This is a genomic window from Chryseobacterium antibioticum (genome assembly GCF_012927325.1).
Classification (GTDB): Bacteria; Bacteroidota; Bacteroidia; order Flavobacteriales; family Weeksellaceae; genus Chryseobacterium; species Chryseobacterium antibioticum.
Genome location: NZ_JABBGI010000020.1, coordinates 64936 through 87205 on the forward strand (window position 1 = coordinate 64936; position 22270 = coordinate 87205).

Sequence of the window (22270 nt, forward strand, 5' to 3'; positions counted from 1 at the left end):
TAGTCTACAAAAAAAGGGGTAATTTATTCAATATTATTTCCCAATTGGTGTTCTGAATTCACCATATCCCATCAGTCCGTCATAATTACGTCCGAAAGGAGCATAATATAGAAATGCCTGATATAGGTTTTCAGTCTGCCAGAAATTACCATTTATTTCTCCGAAATTCAGAGATCCGTCACCTTCTTTTGTCGCGAGGATATAGTTGTAAAAACCCTGCTTTAGAAATATTCTGGCTACGTACCTTTTATTGGCTGCATCATACTGCATCAGATTTTCTTTACCCGCTTTAAAATTATTAAAACCTCCCATTACATAAATTTCTTTATCCACAGGATCCGAATCCAATGAAAAATGGACCCAGGAATAATCAGCTTCTCTTTCAGCATTTCTTTCCAATCCCAGATCATTTCTTCTGTAATACCATGCTCCGTTAACGTCTGGCTGGTACTGATAATTGAGTGGAAAAGCCCATACCGGATGCAGATAAGTCTGATTAATACCATCCTTCAGTTCTGTAGCTCTCACCATGTCTGCGGCCATATTCATATTCTTGTTATCAAAATAATAGAATTCGTTATTGCCCGGAAATGTTAAGTTCATCTGTTGAAAAAGCAGTTGGTTTCCTAAAGTCGCACTGGGTTTAAGAGTATTAACCACCACATTAGGATTGTTGTTCTGCATCACATTCAAAGTCATAGAATTGACATTAGAAGAAAGGTCTCCTGCTTTTGAAGTCGCTTTTACTTCCACTCTCTGATTCACATTCGGATTTTTGGCATCTGCAATCCTTGAAATATTTAAAGCAACAGTGGCAGCATCTTCTACCAGATAAAAACGTCTTTTGAAAAGAGGTTTGTCTGCAGAATCTTTATAAACGATCAACTCAAAATTTCCTGAAATTTTCGGCTGGATTTTATCGTTCGGAAAGGTAAGCTTATAGTGTGTGTAAGGCTGCAACGTATTAAAAGAATATTGAAACTGATCTAAAAGCCCGTTTAGGCTTCCCGTTGCAATTTCTGTAAAAAATAGGTTGTCATCGTTCCAGTTTCTGTCGTAATGCTTGATGGTGTATCGATAGATTTCACTGGCATTGGTAAGGTCATCAAAGCTTAAAACCAACTGTTCCCCAAACCTGATCACAGGCGTTTCATCGTTCGTCTGAGGATTAAAAAGCTGGATGCTTTGGATATTCTGTCCAAAAACCAGTCCGCCCAAAGAAAGTAAAAGTATTCGCAAAGTTTTCATTATGACGAAGATAACGAAAAATCGGGATTTTCTTAATAATATCGTACTTTTGAAACAAAAAAAATCAGTTATGCTTCAGATCCAAGGCTTCGTATTTAATTTTGCCAGTGAAAACACGTATATTCTTTACAACGAAAATAAAAACGCCTGGCTGATTGATCCGGGAAATATGAATGAGCAGGAAACCAAAGCTATAGAGAGCTTTATTTCTGAAAACGGACTGATGATTCAGAAGATCCTTTTAACCCATGCTCATATCGATCATGTTTTAGGGTTGCAGTGGGCTTTCGACACCTTTAAAGTACCTGTCCATATGCATCAGGACGACCAGGAAGTACTGGATATGCTTCAGGCCAGCGGAATGCGATTCGGATTCTCTGTTAATCCTGTAAAAGCAGATATCACTTATATTAATGAAGATGAAGTTCTTGACCTGGATGGAGAAAAATTTAAAATTTACCATGTTCCGGGACATTCACCGGGAAGTGTGGTTTACCATCATGAAGACCAGAAATTTATGATTTCAGGAGATGTTCTTTTTGAAGGAAGCATCGGAAGAACCGATCTTTACAAAGGAAACCATGAGTTACTGATCGATGGTATTACCAACAAATTATTTATTCTGGATGATGAAACTCAGGTTTTCTCAGGCCACGGTAATCCTACAACAATAGGCTTTGAGAAGCAGTATAATCCGTTTTTTAAATAGTTTCGGGTTCCCGGAGTTTGAGAGTATTAGAGTGGGGATTAAGTTGCTGGTTGACAGTTGCTAGTTCCAACCGTGAATCCTGAAACTTTTATCATTTGCTAAAATTCACCGGGAAAAAGTCTGAAGTCTATGATCTCATGTCTGAAGTCTTGATTCCTGGCTTTTACCTCTCCGTTCTTTTCGACAAAAAATCAAAACCGCCAGAAAAGATTCTGACGGTTTTTTTATGAAGAAAATAAATATAAGTTTAAAAATCGAGTGTGATAGATGCTCTTACGGCTGCTCCCATAATTGGTCTTGCCATAATAGTTCCGTCTCCGGTTGGAGAACCAGCTCTTGGATCGCCTTCTGTAATACCGATCGTATTAAAGATATTGGTTCCATCAACAGCAAAACGGATTTTTCCCAACTGATAAGAAGTTCCGGCTCCAAATTCGCTGAATGACGGTAAAGTCTGAACATTCAACTGGTCCTGGAAACGTTTTCCATAGTAGTTATAGCTTACATATGTTCTCCACTGTTTGGTAATATTTACAGCTGGTGAAATATTAAAATATACCTTTGGCATTCTTCTTACCACATTTCCTTCCAAAAGACTTCCTTCTTCCAATCCGCTGTATTTTGGATTTTGAATGGTTCCGTTGAAAGTAAGCTCTAGCATATTGTTAAACAATCTTGCATATCCTTCCAGCTCAACTCCATAATTTTTGGTATTGGCAAAAGTATTTTCTGAAGTTCCGTTAGAAAACACATCTGTAAATGACAGATTTTTAAGTGTTGAATAAAAAGGGATCACCGCAATATCAAATGTACGGGAGTAATATTTATACCCCAATTCTACCTGATTGGTTAATACCGGTTTTAAAGGCTGGTCCGGATTAGGGGTGGTGAAATAATTATAATATGCCTCCTCATTTGGAGATCTGAATCCGTGAGAGAAACGTGCATAAACAGCGTTTTCTTTATTAATTTTATAGTTGGTAGCCAAAGTATAGGAAAGCTTATCAATATCATAACTCCAGTAGTTATATTTGTTTCCTAAAACACTCATGTTATCATCCGCAGTTGTCGTATTGAAGCTATGCATACCATCAGTAGTTAAGCCAGAATTATTCAGATTGGCCGTTGTGGTATTTACCGAATATCCCTTGTAGAAATCACGGCTATAACGAAGTCCCGCATTGATACTCAAATTATCTGTAATGTTATAATCTAAGTTGGCATAAAGATCATTCAAACTTCCCTGAACCTGAGAGTCTCTCAACAGGAAAGACATATCTGTAACTCCGTTATACGTTTTAGAATAGCCTGTAGAATTTGGAGTGAGAGAAGTATCAACCAGGTTAAGAAGTTCCGGCTTATCTGATGCTGTTGCCAGAATATTGCTCCAGTTCCAGTTCTGATGCGATTTCCAGTTGGATTTGTAGAAACCTGCAGTCACATTTCCTTTGTCAAATTTATAATTCAACTGTAAGTCGTTCACAAAATTGTTCATCTGCTTATCAATAGCCCAGAAGCCCAGTTCCTGAACAAAAGCAGGGTTTACAATCGCTCCGCTGCTTACTAACGAATATTGATAATTGTTTCCTGTGATTCCATTATCTTTCGCAAATTGACCTGCTGTGGCAGGACCTCCTGCAGGGAAAATCCCTGTATAATTCATATTGATATTGGTATACCTTGTTTTATTTAAAACAGAGAAGTTATTTCCAAGATCATATTTGAATTCGGCCCCTAAAACATCAACTTTCGGATGAATACCGTCTTCCAGATTTCTGCTGAAAAAACCGCCTCCGGCCTGAGGAATATTGAGCTGGCTGATGGTTCTGTAACTGTAAGTTCCGTAATTAGCATCAAAACCCGGAAATTCTTTCAAATCATTTCCGTTTTGAGTTAAAGGAATCGGAAGGAAAAAAGTATTTCTATCGTCTAATTTTTTGTAATATACTTTAGCATAACCTTTATCAAAGACATATTTAAGATTCATTCTGATCTGCCCGCCGTTGTTGGCTCTGAAACCTGTTTTTCTGATTCCATTATCCGTTCTGTAGAATCCGCCTACGTTAAAGAAAAGTTTATCCTGAACCAATGCACCGCCTACATTCACATCTGTACGCATCAACCCATAAGTACTGGTTTCCAGTTTAGCAGTTCCTTTAAAGTCGTTACTTCCTTCTTTAGTAATAAAGTTGATCAGACCTCCCGGAGAATTGGTTGCATAAATAGACCCGGAACCTCCTCTTAAAGCTTCCAGCCTGCTTACCGAATTATCTACACGGAAAAAATTATCTGCATTGGCAAACTGAAGTGCTCCGTCTTCAAAAACCGGAAGTCCGTCTTCCTGAACCTGCACGAATTCGTAAGCTCCTGCCGAAGGAATACCTCTTGCGAAAAGGTTGTTTCCTACTTCACCTCCTGAAGTTTCCACAGCAAACCCCGGAACTCTCTGTAAAAGAGCCGCAGCACTGATAGGATTCTGTTTCTGAATCTCTTTGGCCGTAAACGTAGAGATAGCCGTACTGGATTCTATTTTCTTTTTTGGACCGGAGTTTCCGGTGATAACGATCTGGTCTATAGAAGACGTTTTGACTGAATCCTGAGGGGTTTCCTGAGCATACGCATTGTTAAAGTAAAGCGTAGCGGTGGCAGCCATTAAAAATATCGATCTTTTTTTCATAGCATGATTTTTATATAGTTAGTTTTGTTTTAATTTGAGATAGACCCCATTTGTCCATCCGAATCCGTCCTGATTCGGATATTCTCCGCCTCCCGCAATTGTTTCAGTGTCTAACGCGTTGTATTTTTCCATTAATTTTCCGGTGTTGCTGTATACCCTTTCCACATTGTTGCACCAGTTATTTTTTATTTCCTCAGCCAGTTCATCGAAACCGTAATTCTTCATCGCTTTAAAACCTAGCCACTGATAGGGCGCCCATGCATTGGGAAGATCCCATTGCTGGCCGGTTTTCTTTGTAGTAGTCACAAGACCTCCCTGATACAGGAACTTCTCTGCGATATTTTTAGCCACAGATTCTGCCTGTGCCTGATCTGCCAGTCCCAGAAATAATGGATAAAGAGCAGCAATATGTTCAGACGGTGTGTTTTTGTGTTTTTTTAAATGATAATCTTTATAACATTCAGTGTTTTCATCCCAAAAGTAGGTGTTGATCATCTGTCTGCGTCTTGCTGCTCTTTGAGTAAAATAATTTTCTTTCTCTGTCAGATTCAGAAGCGCTGAAGATTTTGCAAGTGTTTTCTCCAAATGCCATAAAAGGCTGTTCAGATCCACTTCTGCGATGTTCAAGGTTTCTATTGTCTGTATATGTTCTCCGTCTGCAAACCATCTGCTGGAAAAATCCCAGCCGGATTCGCAAGCGCTTCTAATATTTCTGTAAAATTCTTCTCCTGTATTTTCACTATCTTCAATATCAATCAGATAACTTTCAGGACGGGGTGTATTTTCGGCATCATAATAACGGTTCAGGATATCTCCGTCTTTGGTTTTTGCTACTCTTTTCGCACTGGAATCATTATCCAGACTCTCTTCCCCATTCATCCAGAAAGCATATTCTTTCTCTAAAGTATCATGATATCGGGTATAAATATTTTCGTCGTGTGTGGTTTCAAAAATAAGATCCAGCATCAGCGAAAAGTAAGGTGGCTGTGAACGGCTCAGAAAATGAGTTCTGCTCGCATTCGGAACAAAGCCAACATTCTGAATTAAATAAGAACAGTTTTCAACAATATTTTCCATCATTTCTGTTCTTCCCGATGCCTGCAGCCCAAGCATAATAAAGTAGCTGTCCCAATAGAAAAACTCATTAAAACGGCCTCCCGGTACAATATAGGGTTTTGGAAGCTTCAACAGCGTTCCTTTTTCTTCATAAGCAGTACGGGTCAGTTCATCCCAAAGCTTTTCAATGTGCTGTTCAATAGGCAGCTGATCTTCCCTCCGGATTGAAATTTTCGCTCCCAGAAAATCAAAATTCGCCAGCACAAAATCTTTCAAATTAAATCCTTCGTTTCCTTTTTTCTTTTCATATTCCGCATTGATCTCCGAAACAGGAAACATGGGAACGGCATCGGTCATCATCTTTTGGTCCTCAAAGATCTGTGCTCTCTGTACATCATCAAAAAGAGCCTGGATTTCGTTTATGTAAAGCTGTTTATTCATTATTATTTCTTAGGATTTATTTTTAATTTACTCATGAAAATGGCCGAAATGATCAGCAGCGAAAGCGGTATCAGTGAAAGATAAAATGCCTGCTGTCCGCTGAATTCCTGGAAGACAAAGCCTGTGATCATAGAACCGATGGTGCCTCCGATTGCCGAAAAGACCACAATCAACCCGGACATGGCACTGTGCAAATATTTTGGAATGGATGCCAGGATCACAGAATTGATGCTTGGATAGATGGGTGCCAGCAAACCTCCCATTAAAGGAAATAAATACACGACAAGAGGCGCATTAAACCAGCCTGTTCCTTCATCGATCTGAACATTATGAGTCAATGGCAGAACCAGAATGATACTGATTGCAAAGCCGATCACACAGAAAGAAACCACATAGATCCAGCTAAATTTTTTAGAGAAAAAGCCTGATAAAAATCTTCCCAGTGCAAAAGCTCCGGCTAAAACTGCTCCGGCCTGGATGCTCATTGAAGTCGGAAGTTTTAAAATTTCTTTGTAAAAAGTGGGGGTCCATGTCTGGAAGCTCTGTTCTACCAGTACAAATAAAAAGGCGCACAAAAGGAAAAACAATACTTTTTTATAACTGAACAGACTGATACTGTTTTTAAGATCGCCTAACAAATCTGTTTTCTCACTTCTGGCTTCGCTTTCATTTAATTTTGAAAAGAATAAAAACAAAAATGACAGTGCGGAAAGCGTCCCCAGCACCCAATATACGTTCAGCCACTGGGTAGATTTTGGATTATGGTCATCTATGAATAAACTGAAAAGGACATTTCCTGCCAATACCCCAATCATGAAAAATCCTTCCAGAAACCCCATGAAGCTGGAATGTTCCTTATCCGTATTGGTCACAAGACCGATGGAGGTGAAAACTGAGATCTTTATGAGTGCAAATGAAATTCCTACCATCGCAAATAGCAATTTAAAAAACCAGAAATCATCGGCAAAAGGCATCACAAAACACATACAGCTCACCAGGAAAAGGGCAATAAGCATTGAATTCTTGATCCCGATCTTAGGTAGAAATGAAGCTAGAATAAATGAACATATCGCGATTGGGAGATCCTTAAACCCTTCCAGAATACTGGCTGAAGATTTTGAAATTCCAAAGTTCTGCTGTACCTGCAGAATAACGGTTCCCACGGAATTCAAAAGAATCGCGAAAACAAAATAATTTAAAAATAATACAGCTTTAATATTGAAATTTTTCATGGAGATCATTTCTTGTCGGCTAAGATAGAAGCATTTCACTTAACATTAATTTAACACAATAAATCAATATTTGAACTATATTAATATAATTAGTATTTTTATTGATTAAATATGATTAATTAGATGAAAGTCAGTTTTGAAAGAATAATCCCCAGCGAAAAGAGCTCCTTCCGTACCCTGCACAACAATTCGCCCATCAGCGAATTCAAATGGCAATATCATTACCACCCGGAAATCGAGTTGGTCTGTGTCATTTCCGGGAACGGCACCCGCCACGTTGGCTATCACAAAAGCAATTATACCAACGGCGATCTGGTTTTAATCGGTTCCAATATTCCCCATTCAGGGTTTGGATTAAATTCAACAGATCCACATGAGGAAATTGTACTTCAGTTCAGAGAAGACATTCTCCAGTTTCCGGAACAGGAAGTGGAAGCCCGATCTATTAAAAATTTGCTGGAGCTTTCTAAATATGGGATCCACTTTCCCCATAAAATCAAAAAAGTAATGCTCCCCAAGCTGAAACTGATGCTGGAATCGGAAGGCTATAAAAGATATTTACTCTTGCTTGATATTCTATTTGAACTTTCAAAATGTAAGGATTATGATCTTTTGAACAAGGAAATTATGCCGTATACCATTATTTCAAAAAATAAAACAAGACTGGAAAATATCTTTACTTATGTAGAGCACAATTACGATAAAGAAATCAATATTGAAGAGGTAGCCAAACTGGCCAATCTGACACTGCCGGCTTTCTGTAATTTCTTTAAAAAAGCGACCCAAATCACCTTTACAGAATTTGTTAACCGGTATCGCATCAATAAAGCCTGTCTTCTGATGGCTCAGGATAAAAGTATCTCAGAATGCAGTTATAGCTGCGGGTTTAATAATGTGACTTACTTCAACCGGATGTTTAAGAAGTATACGGAGAAGACACCTTCTGAGTTTATCAAAAACTATTCTCATAATAAAGTGAGTGTAGATTTGAAGGTTGAGAATGAGGTTAAATTAAAAGCTAGCTTTTAAAAATACTATTATCCCTGGCAAGATTTTAAATCTTACTAGGGGTAAAAAAAGCTGCTCTTGAAAAAGAACAGCTTTATACTTATTATATATGACGGTTAAAAATTTCAACCATTCATAGTATTACTTCCATTTGATATTACATCCCATACTTGGTTTTTGAATCTCTTCTTGAGGTTCTCCTAACAACAGGTTTTCAAAGGCGATGATCAGATCTTCTCCTGTTACGTCTTTGTTGTTCCCAGGTCTTGAATCATCCATTTGTCCTCTGTAGATAAGGTCTAATTTATCATCAAAGAAATAAAAATCCGGTGTGCAGGCTGCATCATAAGCTTTTGCTACCGCCTGGCTTTCGTCATACAGATATGGAAAATCAAAATTTCTTTCGATTTGGAATTCTATCATTTTTTCCGGAGCATCAGCCGGATATTTTTCTACATTATTAGCATTGATCGCAATGAATTCAATTCCTTTTTCATTGTAGTCTTCATACAGTTCGTTGATCTTATCGATCACGTGAAGAACAAACGGACAATGGTTGCACATAAAGATCACCAGTGTTCCTTTCTCTCCTTTCAGTTCGTCAAGAGATTGGATCTCATTAGTTTTTGAAGGGTTCGGAAGCTCGAAAAACGGAGCTTTAGTTCCTAGGGCCAACATATTTGAGGGAGTATTCATATCCTTTATTTTCTTTAACAGCAAATATAAAGTTTCTTTTTCATACAAGCCAATCTGCTGATTTATAAACTTGCGTTAAATGTTAATTATCAATTATTATTTGGAAGTTATACCTAAAAGTTTGTAGTTTTGCTAACACTGTTAGTAAATAAATATCATGGGCCTACATGAACGTCGTCAAAGAGAGAAAGAATCCATCCGTGCAAATATTTTGCAGGCAGCTTTCGGTTTGGCTAAAACAGAGGGCTGGGCTTCATTGTCAATGCGTAAGATTGCAGATGCCATTGAGTACAGTGCTCCTGTAGTCTATGATTATTTTGAAAACAAAGAAGCAATCTTGTATGAAATTTCTATAAACGGCTTTCACTGTCTTCATATAGAATTATTAAAAGCCCAGAGCAAATTTGAAACTCCTGAAGAGCAGCTTATTGCTATAGTGGATGCTTACTGGAATTTTGCTTTTAAAAATAAAGAATACTATCAGCTGATGTTTGGTTTGGGAATGCAGTGCAGCGGTAAGGGCCAGATGAAAGAAGAATTTTCATCATTTCAGGACCTGATCTATGAATGTACTTTCAATATCATTAAGAAGAACGGATCTAATCCCGACAATGCCTGTCATATGTCTCACGCCTTATTTTCGGCGGTGCACGGTCTGATCTCTATTATGATGATGAGAAATTCTGATATTCCTTCTACGATGAATAAAACGACTCTGGACGAAACCGTTTCAGCCTTCGTTAAGTCTTTGTAAATTTTTTTTGAACTTAAAATTAACAGCGTTAGGAAAAATAACATCGGATATCAGTTAAAGATTCATTTAAAAAATTAAAAAAAGTACCAATGGAAACTATTATTTAAAATTACAGGAGGCTTTTACCACTAAGCCTAACACTGTTAGATAAATTAACGCATACTTAATATACCTCATCTATAGACAACCAACATAAAAAAAACAGACAACTATTATGAAAATGACGATCTGACTCCTTTATTAAAATTTCTGGAATTTTTTTTGAACTAATCATTAACACCGTTAGGAAAAATAACAGAAAATATTTAAAAGAACACTATTACTTAAATCTAACACTTCATTAAAAAAATTAAACCAACAATGAAAATACCTGGAAAAATAAGGTTTATCGTACTTATATCAAGTATTATCCTTTTGCAGAACTGTACCCAAGCAGCAGAAGGTTCCAATGCAGCACCGCCTGCTCCGGAACTTCCGGTTTACACCGTGATCACCTCTCCAGCTACAACATATCAGGAATTCCCTACCGCACTGGAAGGTAAAAACAACGTAGAGATAAGATCTCAGGTAGACGGATATCTGGACAGGATCTACGTTGAAGAAGGCGCTTATGTAAGAGCCGGACAGCCTTTATTTAAAATAGATTCAAGAGCATATGGCGAGCAAATGAATATGGCTCAGGCCAATTTACAGGTTGCCAATGCCAATATTCAAAAAGCTAAAGTGGAAGTTGACAGACTTCAGCCATTGGTAGCCGCGAAAGTAGTTTCCGATGTACAGATGAAAACGGCAAAAGCAAACTACGCAGCCGCAGTAGCAGCCGCATCACAGGCACAAGCTTCCGTAGGAGGTGCCAGAATTAATGTAGGATTTACCACCATTACAGCACCTGTAAGCGGATACATCGGAAGAATTCCTTACAAAAAAGGAAGCTTGATTTCAAGAACAGATCCAAGCCCGTTGACGCTATTATCAGATATCAGTGAAATTTATGCCTATTTCTCTTTAAGTGAACTGGATTTTATTGCGTTTCAAAATAAATATCCCGGAGCAACTTTAGACGAAAAACTGAAGAATATGCCAATGGTAGACCTGGTGATCGCAGATAACAGTACTTACCCTGAAAAAGGAAAAATGAGTATTGTAGACGGACAGTTTGATAAAACTACCGGAGCCATCACCGTTCGTGCCGTTTTCCCTAATGCAAAAGGTTCTTTAAGAACAGGAAATACAGGAAGAGTGCGTATGCCTCAGATGCTTTCCAATGTTCTGGTCGTTCCACAGGAATCTACTTTTGAAATTCAGGATAAGACCTATGTCTATATTTTAGGTAAAGACAACAAAGTAACCAGCAAACCGATTAAAATCTCAGGAAAAACCGAAAGCTATTACTTTATTTCTGAAGGACTTTCTCCCGGAGAGAAAATCGTATACACCGGAATTGGAAACTTAAAGGACGGAGTGTCTATCAAGCCAAAAGCGATTTCATCTGACAGCTTATTGAGAGCTAAACCTTTGTCATCTATTCCGAATACAGAAGACTTAAAAAAATAAACTTCTTATGTTAAAACAATTTATAGAAAGACCGGTACTTTCAACGGTCATCTCCATTATACTGCTATTGCTGGGAGCCCTTTCGGTTTTCAACCTGCCGATTACGCTATTTCCAGATATTGCACCTCCAAGCGTTCAGGTAACCGCTTTTTATCCGGGTGCGAACGCAGAAGTTGTAGCCCGATCCGTTGCTGTTCCTATTGAAGAAGCAGTGAATGGAGTTGAGAACATGACTTACATGACCTCCAACTCGAGTAACGACGGTACCATGACCCTGAGTGTATTTTTCAAACAGGGCTCAGATGCGGATAATGCCGCAGTAAACGTTCAAAACCGTGTATCTAAAGCCATGAGCCAGCTTCCTCAGGAGGTAGTTCAGGCCGGAATCTCCACGCAGAAAGTACAGAACAGTATGATCATGTTTATGGGATTGTCCAGTGATGATCCTAAACAATATGACGAACTGTTTCTACAAAATTATCTTAAAATCAACATCATTCCGCAGATACAGCGTATTCCCGGTGTTGCCCAGGCTCAGGTTTTCGGTACGAGAGATTACTCGATGAGAATTTGGTTAAAGCCAGACCGATTAGCCGCTAATAATCTTTCTCCACAGGAAGTGATGGCTGCTATCAAAGATCATAACCTGGAAGCTGCACCAGGACGTCTTGGACAGGGAAGTAAGGAAACTTACGAATATATTTTAAAGTATAAAGGTAAATTAAGCAAAAACGAGGACTACGAGAACATTGCTATTAAAGCCAATAATGACGGTTCATTTTTAAGATTAAAAGATGTAGCGAGAGTAGAATTCGGTTCCTATACGTATACAGCAGCCAACAGAGTGGACGGTAAACCTGTAGCGGGTTTCGCTATCCTTCAAACTGCAGGTTCCAATGCGAATGAAATTCTTACTGAAATTGAAAAGCAGGTAGATCAGTTTTCTACCACGCTTCCAAAAGGAGTAAAGCCCATCATTATGTACAACTCCAAAGACTTCCTTGATGCTTCTATTCATCAGGTCGTTGAAACTTTGGTGATTGCATTCATCCTGGTATTTATTGTAGTATACATTTTCCTTCAGGATTTCAGATCTACATTGATTCCTGCAATTGCAGTTCCGGTTGCCATTATCGGTACCTTCTTCTTCTTGCAGTTATTTGGATTCAGTATCAACATGTTGACCTTGTTCGCATTGGTACTCGCCATCGGTATTGTAGTGGATGATGCCATCGTTGTGGTAGAAGCTGTCCATTCCAAAATGGAACAGACTGGAATGCCAGTGGAACAAGCCACAACCAACTCTATGAGTGAAATTTCCGGTGCGATTATTTCCATTACTTTGGTGATGTGTGCCGTATTTATTCCGGTTGGGTTTATGCAGGGTCCTGCAGGGGTTTTCTACAGACAGTTTGCCTTCACATTGGTAATCGCTATCATGATCTCAGCAGTCAATGCATTAACATTAAGCCCGGCTCTTTGTGCATTACTATTAAATGATCCTCAGGGAGAACATGGCGAGCACAATCATAAAAAAGGTTTTGGAGCGAAGTTTTTCAACGCGTTCAATGTGGCCTTTAGTAATATGACCCAAAAGTACATTTACAGCCTTAAGTTTTTAATTAAAAACAAATGGGTTGCCGTAGGAGGTTTAGCCATTATTATTGCTGCAAGTGTTTTCCTGATCAATAAAGCTCCTACAGGATTTATTCCAACGGAAGACCAGGGATTTGTTTTGTATGCCGTAAATACACCTCCGGGAAGTTCACTGGACAGAACCAACAGAGCTACTGAACAGATTGATAAAATTGTCAATGCTGAAAAAGCGATGAAGCACCTTTGGGTAGCAGATGGAATGAACTTTATCAGTAATGCCAACGCTTCTCCTTATTCTGCAGGTTTCATTAAGCTTAAAGATTATGAAGATCGTGGCGAAATGAAAGATCCTGATCAAATTGCAGCAGCATTGACGGGAAAAGTGTCACAAGTGAAAGATGCCAACGCATTCTTCTTCAACTTCCCTACCGTACAAGGTTTTGGTAACGTTTCCGGTTTTGAATTTATGCTTCAGGATAAAACCAACGGTTCTTTTGAACAGTTAGGAACAACCACTCAAGCCTTCATCGGAGAATTGATGAAACGTCCGGAAATTGCATTCGCCTTTACCACGTATGCAGCAGGAAACCCTCAGTACACCATTGATGTAGATTCGGACAAAGCGAATCAATTGGGAGTTTCTATCACAGAATTGATGCAGACTATGCAGATCTATTACGGAAGTAGTTTTGTTTCGGATTTCAACAGATTTGGGAAATATTACAGAGTAATGGCTCAGGCGGATATTCCTTACCGTACCGATGCGAATTCTCTGGAAGGAATTTATGTTAAAAATAAATCAGGTGAAATGGTTCCTGTAAAGACCCTGGTTACTTTGCAAAGAACTTTCGGACCTGAAACAGTGACGAGAAATAACCTGTTCAACGCGGTAACCATTAACGGAACTCCAAAACCTGGTTACAGTACCGGAGATGCCATTAAAGCCGTAGAAGAAGTAGCTCAAAAATCATTACCAAGAGGATATGGATATGAATGGACGGGAATTACCCGTGAAGAAATCAAGACAGGTGGACAAACTGCATTTGTATTCTTCTTAAGTATACTATTTGTGTATTTCTTATTGGCCGCTCAGTATGAAAGTTACATTCTTCCTTTTGCTGTTATTCTGACTGTTCCTACAGGGATTTTTGGAGTATTTGCTTTCACGGGGCTGGCTGGAATTGACAATAATATTTACGTTCAGGTTGGTTTGATCATGCTTGTCGGACTCTTGGCCAAAAATGCGATTCTGATTGTGGAATTTGCTGTGCAGCGAAGAAAAGCAGGAAAAACATTGATTGAGTCCGCTCTACAGGCTTCAAGATTACGTTTGAGACCTATTCTGATGACCTCATTTGCCTTCATCATCGGGATGCTTCCACTGGTTTGGAGCCAGGGAGCTGCGGCAAAAGGTAACCATTCCATCGGTATCAGTACCGTAGGAGGAATGTTTACAGGTGTGGTATTCGGGATTTTCATCATTCCGGTAATGTACGTGATCTTCCAGTACCTGCATGAAAAAATGCCAAGCAGAAAAAAGAAAAGACTTCTTAAAAAACAGCAGGAAGAACTTCTGGCAACTGCTCACTAATACATATGATATCAAAACTTTGAGACATTAATGGTTCATTAAAAGCAAAGTATTCTCCTACTAAAGACCTCTTTGCAGTAATAAAACCCTCTCAAAGTTTTGTTTTCAATTAAAAGTCTATTTAAAACTATGAAAAGAATTAAGAATTTTATTCTAACCCTTATATTAGCTTTAGGCGCGGTTTCATGTGTGTCCAAACTGGCATACACAGAGCCGGACCTCCAGCTTCCGGAAAAATTCCAGTACACGGCTACTGCTGATACAGCAAGCATTGCCAACCTAGAATGGAAACAGTTTTTCAGCGATCCTATTTTACAGGGATTGATTGAAAAAGGAATTAAAAATAATTATGATCTTCAGATTGCTTTGAAACAGGTAGCTTCTTCACAGGAAAAACTCAAACAGGCAAAATATCTTCAATATCCTGATGTAGGCTTTGGTGTTTCGGCGCAAATTTCAAAACCTTCAGAAAACAGTATGAACGGGAAAAGCTTAAATTCTTTTTTAGGTCAGAACCATGTTGAAGATTACAATGCAGCATTCAACCTTTCATGGGAAGCTGATATCTGGGGCAAGATCAAAAATCAGCAGGAGGTTTCAAGAATGCAGTATCTGCAAACGTATGAAGCTACAAAAGCGGTACAGACACAGGTGGTTGCAGCTATTGCCCAGGGATATTATAATTTACTGATGCTTGATAAGCAGATGCAGATTGCCCAATCAAATCTGGAATTAAGCAATAATACTCTTTCCATTACTGAAAAAATGTGGCAAAGCGGTGATACCACTTCTTTAGGTGTTCAGCAGGCTACTGCTCAGAAACAGTCTACAGAACTTCTGATCACTCAGTTGGAACAAAATATTGCCATTCAGGAAAATGCTTTGAGTATCCTTGTGGGTGAAAATCCAAATAAAGTCAACAGAACGATTGAAATGTCTGACACTTCTCTTCCTCAGAATATTTCAGCAGGACTTCCTGCAGCGATGGTAAGCCGTCGTCCGGATGTGCGTCAGCAGGAACTGGTTCTCTTGGAGTCCAATTCAATGGTGGGAATTGCTCAGGCTAATATGTATCCTGCCTTGAAAATCACAGCAAACGGTGGTGTGAATTCATTTAAAATTGATAACTGGTTTCAGATTCCGGCATCTTTGTTCGGATCTGTATTAGGAGGAATCACCCAGCCTATTTTCCAGAAAAGACAATTGAAAATGGATCTGAATGTGGCAAAAATCCAAAGAGAGAAAAACGTATTGGCTTTTCGCCAATCTGTTTTAAATGCAGTGGGTGAAGTTTCCGATGCTTTGGTATCTAACGAAAGCCTGAAAGTTCAGGAACAGAAAGCAACAGAGCAGGTGTCAACGTTGAAAAACGGAATAAAAAGTGCAGAAATGCTTTACAAGGGCGGTATGGCCAACTATCTGGAAGTGATTACAGCTCAGGGAAATTCTCTGCAGGCTGAACTGAATCTTGCGTCTGTAAAAAGACAGAGACTAAGCAGCATTGTGGATCTTTACAGAGCTCTTGGTGGCGGTTGGAAGTAGTAAATTTAATTATATTGTTTTTGGTGCGGTCTCTGGTTCAGGGGCCGCATTTTTTAACGCAAAGGCTTACTGTGTAAACGTGTTATTTTGAGATTTGCAAAGATTACGGCAGAGCCGTTGGTTAAGTGACCTGATATACGCCAGCTTAGTCGAATCAATTTCAATTGATTCTCTCTTTTCTCCTTTAAATATATACTATAATAATTAGACTTTGCGTTAAAAACTCCCTGAATTTGCACTTACAAATTCCTGTTTTAAACCATTAAGTTCATTGAAGCAATTAAGTTTAGTTAAGAAAATCAATGGATTTTTTAAGCCGATACTACTTAAAGCGAAGCTCAACTTAATATTCTAAAACCCTTAATGAGATCTTAATGGTTTAAAAATATTTGAAATTTTAGAATTCAGTACAAAACTCACTTTTGAAATTCTTCAGAGATCCATTGAAGAAGGTCATCAAAATCATTTTGTGAATAGCCCAATGGCAAATAGTGAATATCATCCGCTTTTCTATACCATGTTAACTGACGCTTGGCATATCTTCGGCTGTTTTTTTTGATCTCGGAAACGGCAAATTCCAGATCCCATTCTCCATCAAAATATTTGAATAATTCTGCATATCCAACAGTTTTCAAAGCGGTCAGATCTTTAAATTCCTCCAAGCCTTCCGCTTCCGCTAAAAGCCCTTTTTCCATCATGATATCTACCCTTCTGTTGATTCTGTCATACAGATCTTCTCTGGGCGCTTCAATTCCTATCCGGATCACGTTGAAATCTCTGGAATCCTGTGAAACAGCAATCTGTTCGGAATATTTTTTATTGGTCTGCCAGATCACATCAATAGCCCGTAAAAGTCTTCTGTGATTGTGAAAATCTACCACTTCGAAATACTCGGGATCAAGCTCTTTAAGAATCTGCTGAAGTTTCTCGATTCCATCGGTATCAAGGATTTCCTGTAATTTTTTCTGATTATCTTCATCAGCTTCAGGCAGATCATTCAAACCTTCAATAACTGCTTTTTCATACATCATACTTCCACCTACCAAAATGACAGTGTCATGATTGACAAAAAGTTCATTGAGTTTTTTTAAAGCATCTTCCTCATACTGACCAATGGAATAGTATTCTTTAACTGAAAGATTCCCAATAAAATGATGAGGTGCCTGCGCCAGTTCTTCTTCCGATGGCGATGCCGTACCTATTTTCATTTCTTTAAAAAACTGACGGGAATCGCAGGAAACAATTTCGGTATTGAAATGGTTGGCCAGATCAATTGCAAGTCTCGTTTTGCCTATTCCAGTGGGTCCTACAACAGAAATCAAATTTTTCATATGTAGTTTATCTATTTGTTTTTTAAAGGTCATATGGAATCTAAAATCTTCATCATTAATTGTGATTTCCAAATCACTGCGATTTCACAGTGCTAATTTAAATGTTTATCTTTGTACAACAATAAAAAACTATGATTTTATCAATGACCGGATTCGGCAGAGCCGAAGGTGTTTTTGAAGGTAAAAAGATTTCAATAGATATTAAATCATTGAACAGCAAAAGCTTTGATTTAAATATCAAAGTTCCTTTACGTTATAAAGAAAAGGAATTCGAAATCAGAAAAATCCTTAACGACAGAATTATCCGTGGAAAGGTAGACTGCTACATCAATTTGGAGAACCTTGAAGAGACTAATGATGTGAAGATCAATAGAAGCTTAATTGATTCTTATATGAATGAACTTCGCAACATAGCTTCTGACGGACCAGACTTTGAATACCTGAAAATGGCAGTAAGACTTCCTGATGCTATTACTTCAAGACCTGACGAACTTACGGAAGGTGAATGGGAGTCTTTGGCGAAGATCGTTCACGCTGCTGTGGATCGTTTTATGGAATTCCGAAAGACAGAAGGAGGTATCTTACACGAAGAACTGGCCAGAAATATTCAGAATATTGATAAATACCTTTCTGAAGTTATTCCTTTTGAAGAGGAAAGAATCATTGCTGTAAAAGAACGTTATCAAAAATCTTTAAAAGAATTTGAAAATGTAGACGAAACCCGTTTCTATCAGGAAATGGCTTATTTTACAGAGAAACTGGATATTGCAGAAGAAAAAGTAAGACTTACGCAGCATTTGAAATACTACCAAGAAGTAATGGACAATGAAGATTTCAACGGGAAAAAACTTGGTTTTATTTCTCAGGAGATCGGAAGAGAGATCAATACTTTAGGTTCAAAAGCCAATCATGCAGAAATCCAGAAACTGGTAGTCATGATGAAAGATGATTTGGAAAAAATTAAAGAACAGACGTTAAACGTATTATAGACCATAGACCTATAGACAAGAGAGTAGAGAGTTTGTTCTCATATCTCTAATCTAAAAATCTCTAATCTAAATGAATAAAGTTATCATATTTTCAGCACCGTCGGGGAGCGGAAAAACTACATTAGTAAAACATTCTCTGGAAACATTTCCTGAACTGGCATTTTCTATCTCATGCACCACAAGACAGCCGAGAGGAAGTGAGGCTCATGCCGTGGATTATCATTTTTTGAGTCCTGACGAATTCAGACAGAAAATATCGGAAGATGCTTTTGTAGAATATGAAGAAGTGTATACTGACAAATATTACGGAACTTTAAAATCGGAAGTGGAAAAGATCTGGAACAACGGAAAAGTGGTCATTTTTGATGTGGATGTAAAAGGAGGAATTTCTTTAAAAAAATATTTTGGAGAAAAAGCCCTGTCCATTTTCATTGAACCGCCTTCCATCGAAGAATTGGAACGAAGATTGATCTCCAGAAACACAGATGATGCAGAAACCATCAAAACCCGGGTAGCAAAGGCAGGAGAAGAAATGACCTTTGCGAAAGAGTTTGACAGGATCGTCATTAATAACGATCTTGACGAAGCAAAAATAGAAATAGAAAGTTTAATAAAAAAATTTATAGAAAGAAACTAGATGCTAGAAATTAGTTGTGTCGATATACCCATTGAAGTCACACCAAAACTCTAATTTCTAATCTCTAACTTCTATAATCAAAAAATTGAGGTTGATATGAGTACCGAAACATTAGAAAAAGCTAAATCTGCCATTCCTGTAAGAGGGTTTTTGGACATAAAAGATATAGCAATCCCTCAAGGCGAAGAATTGGTGAAAGCTATTCTGAAACTTAAAGAAGAAAAAAATGCGGTGATCCTTGCCCATTATTACCAGCCGGGAGAAATCCAAGATATCGCAGACTTTCTGGGAGATTCTTTACAGCTGGCCAGACAGGCCAAAGATACCAATGCAGACATGATCGTATTCTGCGGAGTACATTTTATGGCAGAAGCTGCTAAAATTCTGAACCCGACTAAAAAAGTAGTTCTTCCCGATACGATGGCAGGATGCTCTCTGGCAGACGGATGTTCAGGAGAAGGTCTGAGAAAAATGCGTGAACAGCATCCTAATGCTCTCATCGCCACCTACATCAACTGTAATGCTGAAACGAAAGCAGAAAGTGACATCATCGTAACCAGCTCAAATGCTGAAACCGTGATTGAAGCACTACCAAAAGACCGACCAATCATCTTTGCACCGGATAAAAATTTAGGACGATATTTATCTAAAAAAACCGGCCGTGATATGATTCTTTGGGATGGAAGCTGCATCGTACATGAAGCTTTTTCTATGGAAAGAATTGCCCAACAGTTGGCAGACAATCCTGATGCGAAAATGATTGCACATCCTGAAAGTGAAGAAGCCGTATTAAAACTGGCTCACTTCATCGGTTCTACTTCTGCCCTGCTGAATTTTGTAGAAAAAGATGACTGTCAGAAATTCATTATTGCCACTGAGGAAGGAATTCTTCATGAAATGAGAAAGCGTGCGCCACACAAAGAACTGATTCCTGCTCTGGTTTTTGACGAAAGCTGTAACTGTTCAGAATGTTTCTACATGAAACGCAATACCATGGAGAAATTATACCTGTGTATGAAATACGAACTTCCGGAAATCCTGATCGACGAAGAGCTTCGTTTAAGAGCTTTAAAACCGATTGAGGCAATGCTGGATCTTTCGAAAAGTATAAAATAATTTTTCATATATTTAAGGTTCAAACCAAAATCTTTACATATGAAAAATTTAAAAAAATTAGACAAAGAATGTCTAAAAAGTATCAATGGCGGAACATCAAGGGAATGTGACACTTATTGTAAACCCGATGAAGTATGCATTCCGGGAGTATGTGGTAGTCCGCCAAAATGTTTAGCCACTTCTTAAAAAGTTGATGGATTAATCAATTTTAGTATTGAAAAAGGTTGTCTCAAAGCAAAGAGGCATCCTTTTTTAATTTACTGAGGAAGAGCATATATCTTACAAAACCTTAAACTTACAAACAATAGATCCATCAAAAATTAGAAATAGAGACGCCTAAATAAAATAACTCAGGCAACTATTATCTGATAGCTGTGTCAAAGGATAAAGGAAGCAATGGAAAATTTATAGATACTTTCAGAAAAGATATAGAAACGGGAAAGAATACACATCAAATAGCTTTAAAAAATTGATCAAATAAGATAAAAAAACACTGTTTTCACACAGTGCTTTTTTATAATGGTCCAGAACAAAGATAGTCTACCTTGACCCGTAATTTACAGCAGGCAGGCAAAGCATTAAAATCATCACATGATTTTGGATAATCCGGCCCTGGTCCATAAGGTCCCGGAGGACAGTTTTCATAACAGACATTTCCTCCGTTAACCGATTTCAGATTTCCTCTGTTTAACTTTCTCAGATTTTTCATATTAATTTATTTGGTTTATAAATATAGCATTTTAAACCTAAATCATGAAAAATAAACCATAAAGAACAGAAAATACTTTAATTAATTACAGCATTGGCGCATAGCAGGTACCACCAGGTTTTCTCCAGCAGCCCCAGGCACCGCCTCCGCGGAAACAGACATAGGCAGCACCACCACATGCTTCAATCTGCAATTCGGTAAATCCGCCACTGATTTTACTTTTTTCTTCTCTGGAAAGCTTTTTTAAATTTTTCATATTAATTTTATTTTGGTTCATAAATATAGCATTTTAAACCTATTCTATGAAAAATATATAAGTAAATCTAAATATATCCCATTAAAGGGAATACCAATAAAAGAGCTAAGACGGAAATTATAAAAGCCGGTAAAAACAATTAAACACAACTTTAATCACTTCTATTTTAAATCCCCGATTAATAACGAAAGAACCCTCTTCCATCGCTGCTCTTTCAGTTTAATCAGCTAAAAACTGGACCTACACAACCCATATGTACAATATACTGACCTTTACAACAGTCAGTCATAGCATTGTACTGTTGACAGCTGCGCGTTGCTCCTGATCCCGGAGGCCCGAAAGTGGTTCCTGCAGGGTAAGGACATCCTCCGGGGCAAGCCGCACCGTTGATGTTTTTCAATTGTTCTTTTGATAATTTTTTCATAATAATAATTTTTTGAGATTGATATAGTCTGATTCATTACACCATTGGAGGATAACAGGTTCCGCCAGGTTTTCTCCAGCACCCCCAGGCACCACCTCCACGGAAACATACGTAAGTAGCACCACCACATGTTTCGATTTGAAATTCGGTAAACCCGCCACTTATTTTACTTTTTTCTTCTCTCGAAAGTTTCCTGATATTTTTCATAATATTTTTGAGTTTAATTTTTAATCATACTATTCTACTTCTACCGGAATTTTTCCACAAAAAAATCCTTTGGGAATACATTTTTTTGCATACTCACACCAATAATGGGTGTAAATACAGACACATGGAAACGGACCGCAGTCTATGCCAGCTCCCGTCACTTTTTTTAATTCTTCTCTGGTTAATTTTTTAAATTTTTTCATAATATTCTAAGTTTAAATTACTGTTATTATTAATTTTTTCACACCCTGATGATATGTTAGACAAATATGAAACGTACAGATTTTAAAACCAAACCAGAATTAACAGGTGTAGCTGAATATTGAGTAAATGATCCGTTTTGAATGATTACCGTGATCCTGTAATAAAAAAAGAATCTGTCTCACAACTGAGGCAGATTCTTTTTGTTATAAAAGTACTTGTTTTACTGTTTTATTTTCATTACATTTAACTGTATATCAGGTATCTGTATGAATTTCAAGGATTATAATCAGCAT

Annotated in this window: 20 protein-coding genes; 9 read left to right on the top strand and 11 right to left on the bottom strand. The window is 38.0% G+C overall.

Annotated features, from left to right (window positions below; all coding sequences use genetic code 11):
* Positions 1 to 33: 33 nt before the first annotated feature.
* Complete coding sequence (locus HHL23_RS15705; protein ID WP_169235738.1) at positions 34 to 1248, bottom strand: type IX secretion system plug protein; 1215 nt, start codon at positions 1246 to 1248, stop codon at positions 34 to 36.
* A 70-nt stretch (positions 1249 to 1318) separates the two neighbouring features.
* Here HHL23_RS15705 and HHL23_RS15710 point away from each other — a divergent pair, with 70 nt between their 5' ends.
* The gene (locus tag HHL23_RS15710) at positions 1319 to 1957 is read left to right on the top strand and encodes an MBL fold metallo-hydrolase (protein ID WP_169235739.1); all 639 of its coding nucleotides are present in this window, start codon (positions 1319 to 1321) and stop codon (positions 1955 to 1957) included.
* Between the two features lie 247 nt (positions 1958 to 2204).
* Here HHL23_RS15710 and HHL23_RS15715 read toward each other — a convergent pair whose 3' ends face one another.
* Genes HHL23_RS15715 through HHL23_RS15725 form a run of 3 tightly spaced genes read right to left on the bottom strand, consistent with a single transcriptional unit; the run spans position 2205 to position 7363 of the window.
* The gene (locus HHL23_RS15715) at positions 2205 to 4634 is read right to left on the bottom strand and encodes a TonB-dependent receptor (protein WP_169235740.1); all 2430 of its coding nucleotides are present in this window, start codon (positions 4632 to 4634) and stop codon (positions 2205 to 2207) included.
* Between the two features lie 18 nt (positions 4635 to 4652).
* Positions 4653 to 6131, bottom strand: a complete 1479-nt coding sequence (locus tag HHL23_RS15720; protein ID WP_169235741.1) for a trehalase family glycosidase — start codon at positions 6129 to 6131, stop codon at positions 4653 to 4655.
* Between the two features lie 2 nt (positions 6132 to 6133).
* Complete coding sequence (locus HHL23_RS15725; RefSeq protein ID WP_169235742.1) at positions 6134 to 7363, bottom strand: MFS transporter; 1230 nt, start codon at positions 7361 to 7363, stop codon at positions 6134 to 6136.
* 123 nt (positions 7364 to 7486) lie between these two features.
* On the opposite strand from HHL23_RS15725, the gene HHL23_RS15730 reads away from it, so the two are divergent.
* On the top strand, positions 7487 to 8392 hold the full coding sequence (locus HHL23_RS15730) for an AraC family transcriptional regulator (protein WP_169235743.1): 906 nt from the start codon (positions 7487 to 7489) through the stop codon (positions 8390 to 8392).
* 120 nt (positions 8393 to 8512) lie between these two features.
* On the opposite strand, the gene HHL23_RS15735 is transcribed toward HHL23_RS15730, so the two are convergent.
* Entirely contained in the window at positions 8513 to 9067 is a 555-nt protein-coding gene (locus tag HHL23_RS15735; protein ID WP_073334406.1) for a thioredoxin family protein, read from the bottom strand.
* A gap of 157 nt (positions 9068 to 9224) precedes the next feature.
* Here HHL23_RS15735 and HHL23_RS15740 point away from each other — a divergent pair, with 157 nt between their 5' ends.
* The 4 genes from HHL23_RS15740 (at position 9225) to HHL23_RS15755 (ending at position 16104) form a co-directional block, all read left to right on the top strand.
* Entirely contained in the window at positions 9225 to 9821 is a 597-nt protein-coding gene (locus HHL23_RS15740) for a TetR/AcrR family transcriptional regulator (RefSeq protein ID WP_169235744.1), read from the top strand.
* A gap of 360 nt (positions 9822 to 10181) precedes the next feature.
* Complete coding sequence (locus HHL23_RS15745; RefSeq protein ID WP_169235745.1) at positions 10182 to 11375, top strand: efflux RND transporter periplasmic adaptor subunit; 1194 nt, start codon at positions 10182 to 10184, stop codon at positions 11373 to 11375.
* Positions 11376 to 11382: 7 nt separating this feature from the next.
* On the top strand, positions 11383 to 14562 hold the full coding sequence (locus HHL23_RS15750; RefSeq protein WP_169235746.1) for an efflux RND transporter permease subunit: 3180 nt from the start codon (positions 11383 to 11385) through the stop codon (positions 14560 to 14562).
* 129 nt (positions 14563 to 14691) lie between these two features.
* On the top strand, positions 14692 to 16104 hold the full coding sequence (locus HHL23_RS15755; protein WP_169235747.1) for an efflux transporter outer membrane subunit: 1413 nt from the start codon (positions 14692 to 14694) through the stop codon (positions 16102 to 16104).
* Positions 16105 to 16520: 416 nt separating this feature from the next.
* Here HHL23_RS15755 and miaA read toward each other — a convergent pair whose 3' ends face one another.
* Positions 16521 to 17435: a tRNA (adenosine(37)-N6)-dimethylallyltransferase MiaA gene (gene miaA / locus HHL23_RS15760; protein ID WP_169235748.1), complete on the bottom strand. Its 915-nt coding sequence runs from the start codon at positions 17433 to 17435 to the stop codon at positions 16521 to 16523.
* Between the two features lie 131 nt (positions 17436 to 17566).
* Here miaA and HHL23_RS15765 point away from each other — a divergent pair, with 131 nt between their 5' ends.
* The 3 genes from HHL23_RS15765 (at position 17567) to nadA (ending at position 20177) form a co-directional block, all read left to right on the top strand.
* A complete protein-coding gene (locus HHL23_RS15765; RefSeq protein WP_169235749.1) occupies positions 17567 to 18424 on the top strand; it encodes a YicC family protein in 858 nt (285 codons plus the stop codon).
* Between the two features lie 70 nt (positions 18425 to 18494).
* Entirely contained in the window at positions 18495 to 19061 is a 567-nt protein-coding gene (gmk, locus tag HHL23_RS15770; protein ID WP_169235750.1) for a guanylate kinase, read from the top strand.
* A 96-nt stretch (positions 19062 to 19157) separates the two neighbouring features.
* Positions 19158 to 20177: a quinolinate synthase NadA gene (gene nadA, locus HHL23_RS15775; protein ID WP_047452126.1), complete on the top strand. Its 1020-nt coding sequence runs from the start codon at positions 19158 to 19160 to the stop codon at positions 20175 to 20177.
* A 514-nt stretch (positions 20178 to 20691) separates the two neighbouring features.
* Here the strand turns inward: nadA and HHL23_RS15780 are convergent.
* From HHL23_RS15780 to HHL23_RS15800, 5 genes are all read right to left on the bottom strand, one after another.
* Positions 20692 to 20886, bottom strand: a complete 195-nt coding sequence (locus HHL23_RS15780) for a bacteriocin-like protein (RefSeq protein WP_169235751.1) — start codon at positions 20884 to 20886, stop codon at positions 20692 to 20694.
* Positions 20887 to 20971: 85 nt separating this feature from the next.
* Positions 20972 to 21142 (bottom strand): bacteriocin-like protein, encoded by a 171-nt coding sequence (locus tag HHL23_RS15785; protein WP_169235752.1) that lies wholly within the window; start codon positions 21140 to 21142, stop codon positions 20972 to 20974.
* A 223-nt stretch (positions 21143 to 21365) separates the two neighbouring features.
* Entirely contained in the window at positions 21366 to 21566 is a 201-nt protein-coding gene (locus HHL23_RS15790; RefSeq protein WP_169235753.1) for a bacteriocin-like protein, read from the bottom strand.
* A 36-nt stretch (positions 21567 to 21602) separates the two neighbouring features.
* Positions 21603 to 21773, bottom strand: a complete 171-nt coding sequence (locus tag HHL23_RS15795) for a hypothetical protein (protein ID WP_169235754.1) — start codon at positions 21771 to 21773, stop codon at positions 21603 to 21605.
* 29 nt (positions 21774 to 21802) lie between these two features.
* Positions 21803 to 21976, bottom strand: coding sequence for a bacteriocin-like protein (locus HHL23_RS15800; RefSeq protein WP_169235755.1), 174 nt, complete (start codon positions 21974 to 21976; stop codon positions 21803 to 21805).
* Positions 21977 to 22270 lie beyond the last annotated feature (294 nt).

Bases quoted from the DNA above. Each gene is read 5' to 3' on its own strand.
- HHL23_RS15705 (WP_169235738.1), bottom strand. From the start codon at position 1,248: ATGAAAACTTTGCGAATACTTTTACTTTCTTTGGGCGGACTGGTTTTT.
- HHL23_RS15710 (WP_169235739.1), top strand. From the start codon at position 1,319: ATGCTTCAGATCCAAGGCTTCGTATTTAATTTTGCCAGTGAAAACACG.
- HHL23_RS15715 (WP_169235740.1), bottom strand. From the start codon at position 4,634: ATGAAAAAAAGATCGATATTTTTAATGGCTGCCACCGCTACGCTTTAC.
- HHL23_RS15720 (WP_169235741.1), bottom strand. From the start codon at position 6,131: ATGAATAAACAGCTTTACATAAACGAAATCCAGGCTCTTTTTGATGAT.
- HHL23_RS15725 (WP_169235742.1), bottom strand. From the start codon at position 7,363: ATGAAAAATTTCAATATTAAAGCTGTATTATTTTTAAATTATTTTGTT.
- HHL23_RS15730 (WP_169235743.1), top strand. From the start codon at position 7,487: ATGAAAGTCAGTTTTGAAAGAATAATCCCCAGCGAAAAGAGCTCCTTC.
- HHL23_RS15735 (WP_073334406.1), bottom strand. From the start codon at position 9,067: ATGAATACTCCCTCAAATATGTTGGCCCTAGGAACTAAAGCTCCGTTT.
- HHL23_RS15740 (WP_169235744.1), top strand. From the start codon at position 9,225: ATGGGCCTACATGAACGTCGTCAAAGAGAGAAAGAATCCATCCGTGCA.
- HHL23_RS15745 (WP_169235745.1), top strand. From the start codon at position 10,182: ATGAAAATACCTGGAAAAATAAGGTTTATCGTACTTATATCAAGTATT.
- HHL23_RS15750 (WP_169235746.1), top strand. From the start codon at position 11,383: ATGTTAAAACAATTTATAGAAAGACCGGTACTTTCAACGGTCATCTCC.
- HHL23_RS15755 (WP_169235747.1), top strand. From the start codon at position 14,692: ATGAAAAGAATTAAGAATTTTATTCTAACCCTTATATTAGCTTTAGGC.
- miaA (WP_169235748.1), bottom strand. From the start codon at position 17,435: ATGAAAAATTTGATTTCTGTTGTAGGACCCACTGGAATAGGCAAAACG.
- HHL23_RS15765 (WP_169235749.1), top strand. From the start codon at position 17,567: ATGATTTTATCAATGACCGGATTCGGCAGAGCCGAAGGTGTTTTTGAA.
- gmk (WP_169235750.1), top strand. From the start codon at position 18,495: ATGAATAAAGTTATCATATTTTCAGCACCGTCGGGGAGCGGAAAAACT.
- nadA (WP_047452126.1), top strand. From the start codon at position 19,158: ATGAGTACCGAAACATTAGAAAAAGCTAAATCTGCCATTCCTGTAAGA.
- HHL23_RS15780 (WP_169235751.1), bottom strand. From the start codon at position 20,886: ATGAAAAATCTGAGAAAGTTAAACAGAGGAAATCTGAAATCGGTTAAC.
- HHL23_RS15785 (WP_169235752.1), bottom strand. From the start codon at position 21,142: ATGAAAAATTTAAAAAAGCTTTCCAGAGAAGAAAAAAGTAAAATCAGT.
- HHL23_RS15790 (WP_169235753.1), bottom strand. From the start codon at position 21,566: ATGAAAAAATTATCAAAAGAACAATTGAAAAACATCAACGGTGCGGCT.
- HHL23_RS15795 (WP_169235754.1), bottom strand. From the start codon at position 21,773: ATGAAAAATATCAGGAAACTTTCGAGAGAAGAAAAAAGTAAAATAAGT.
- HHL23_RS15800 (WP_169235755.1), bottom strand. From the start codon at position 21,976: ATGAAAAAATTTAAAAAATTAACCAGAGAAGAATTAAAAAAAGTGACG.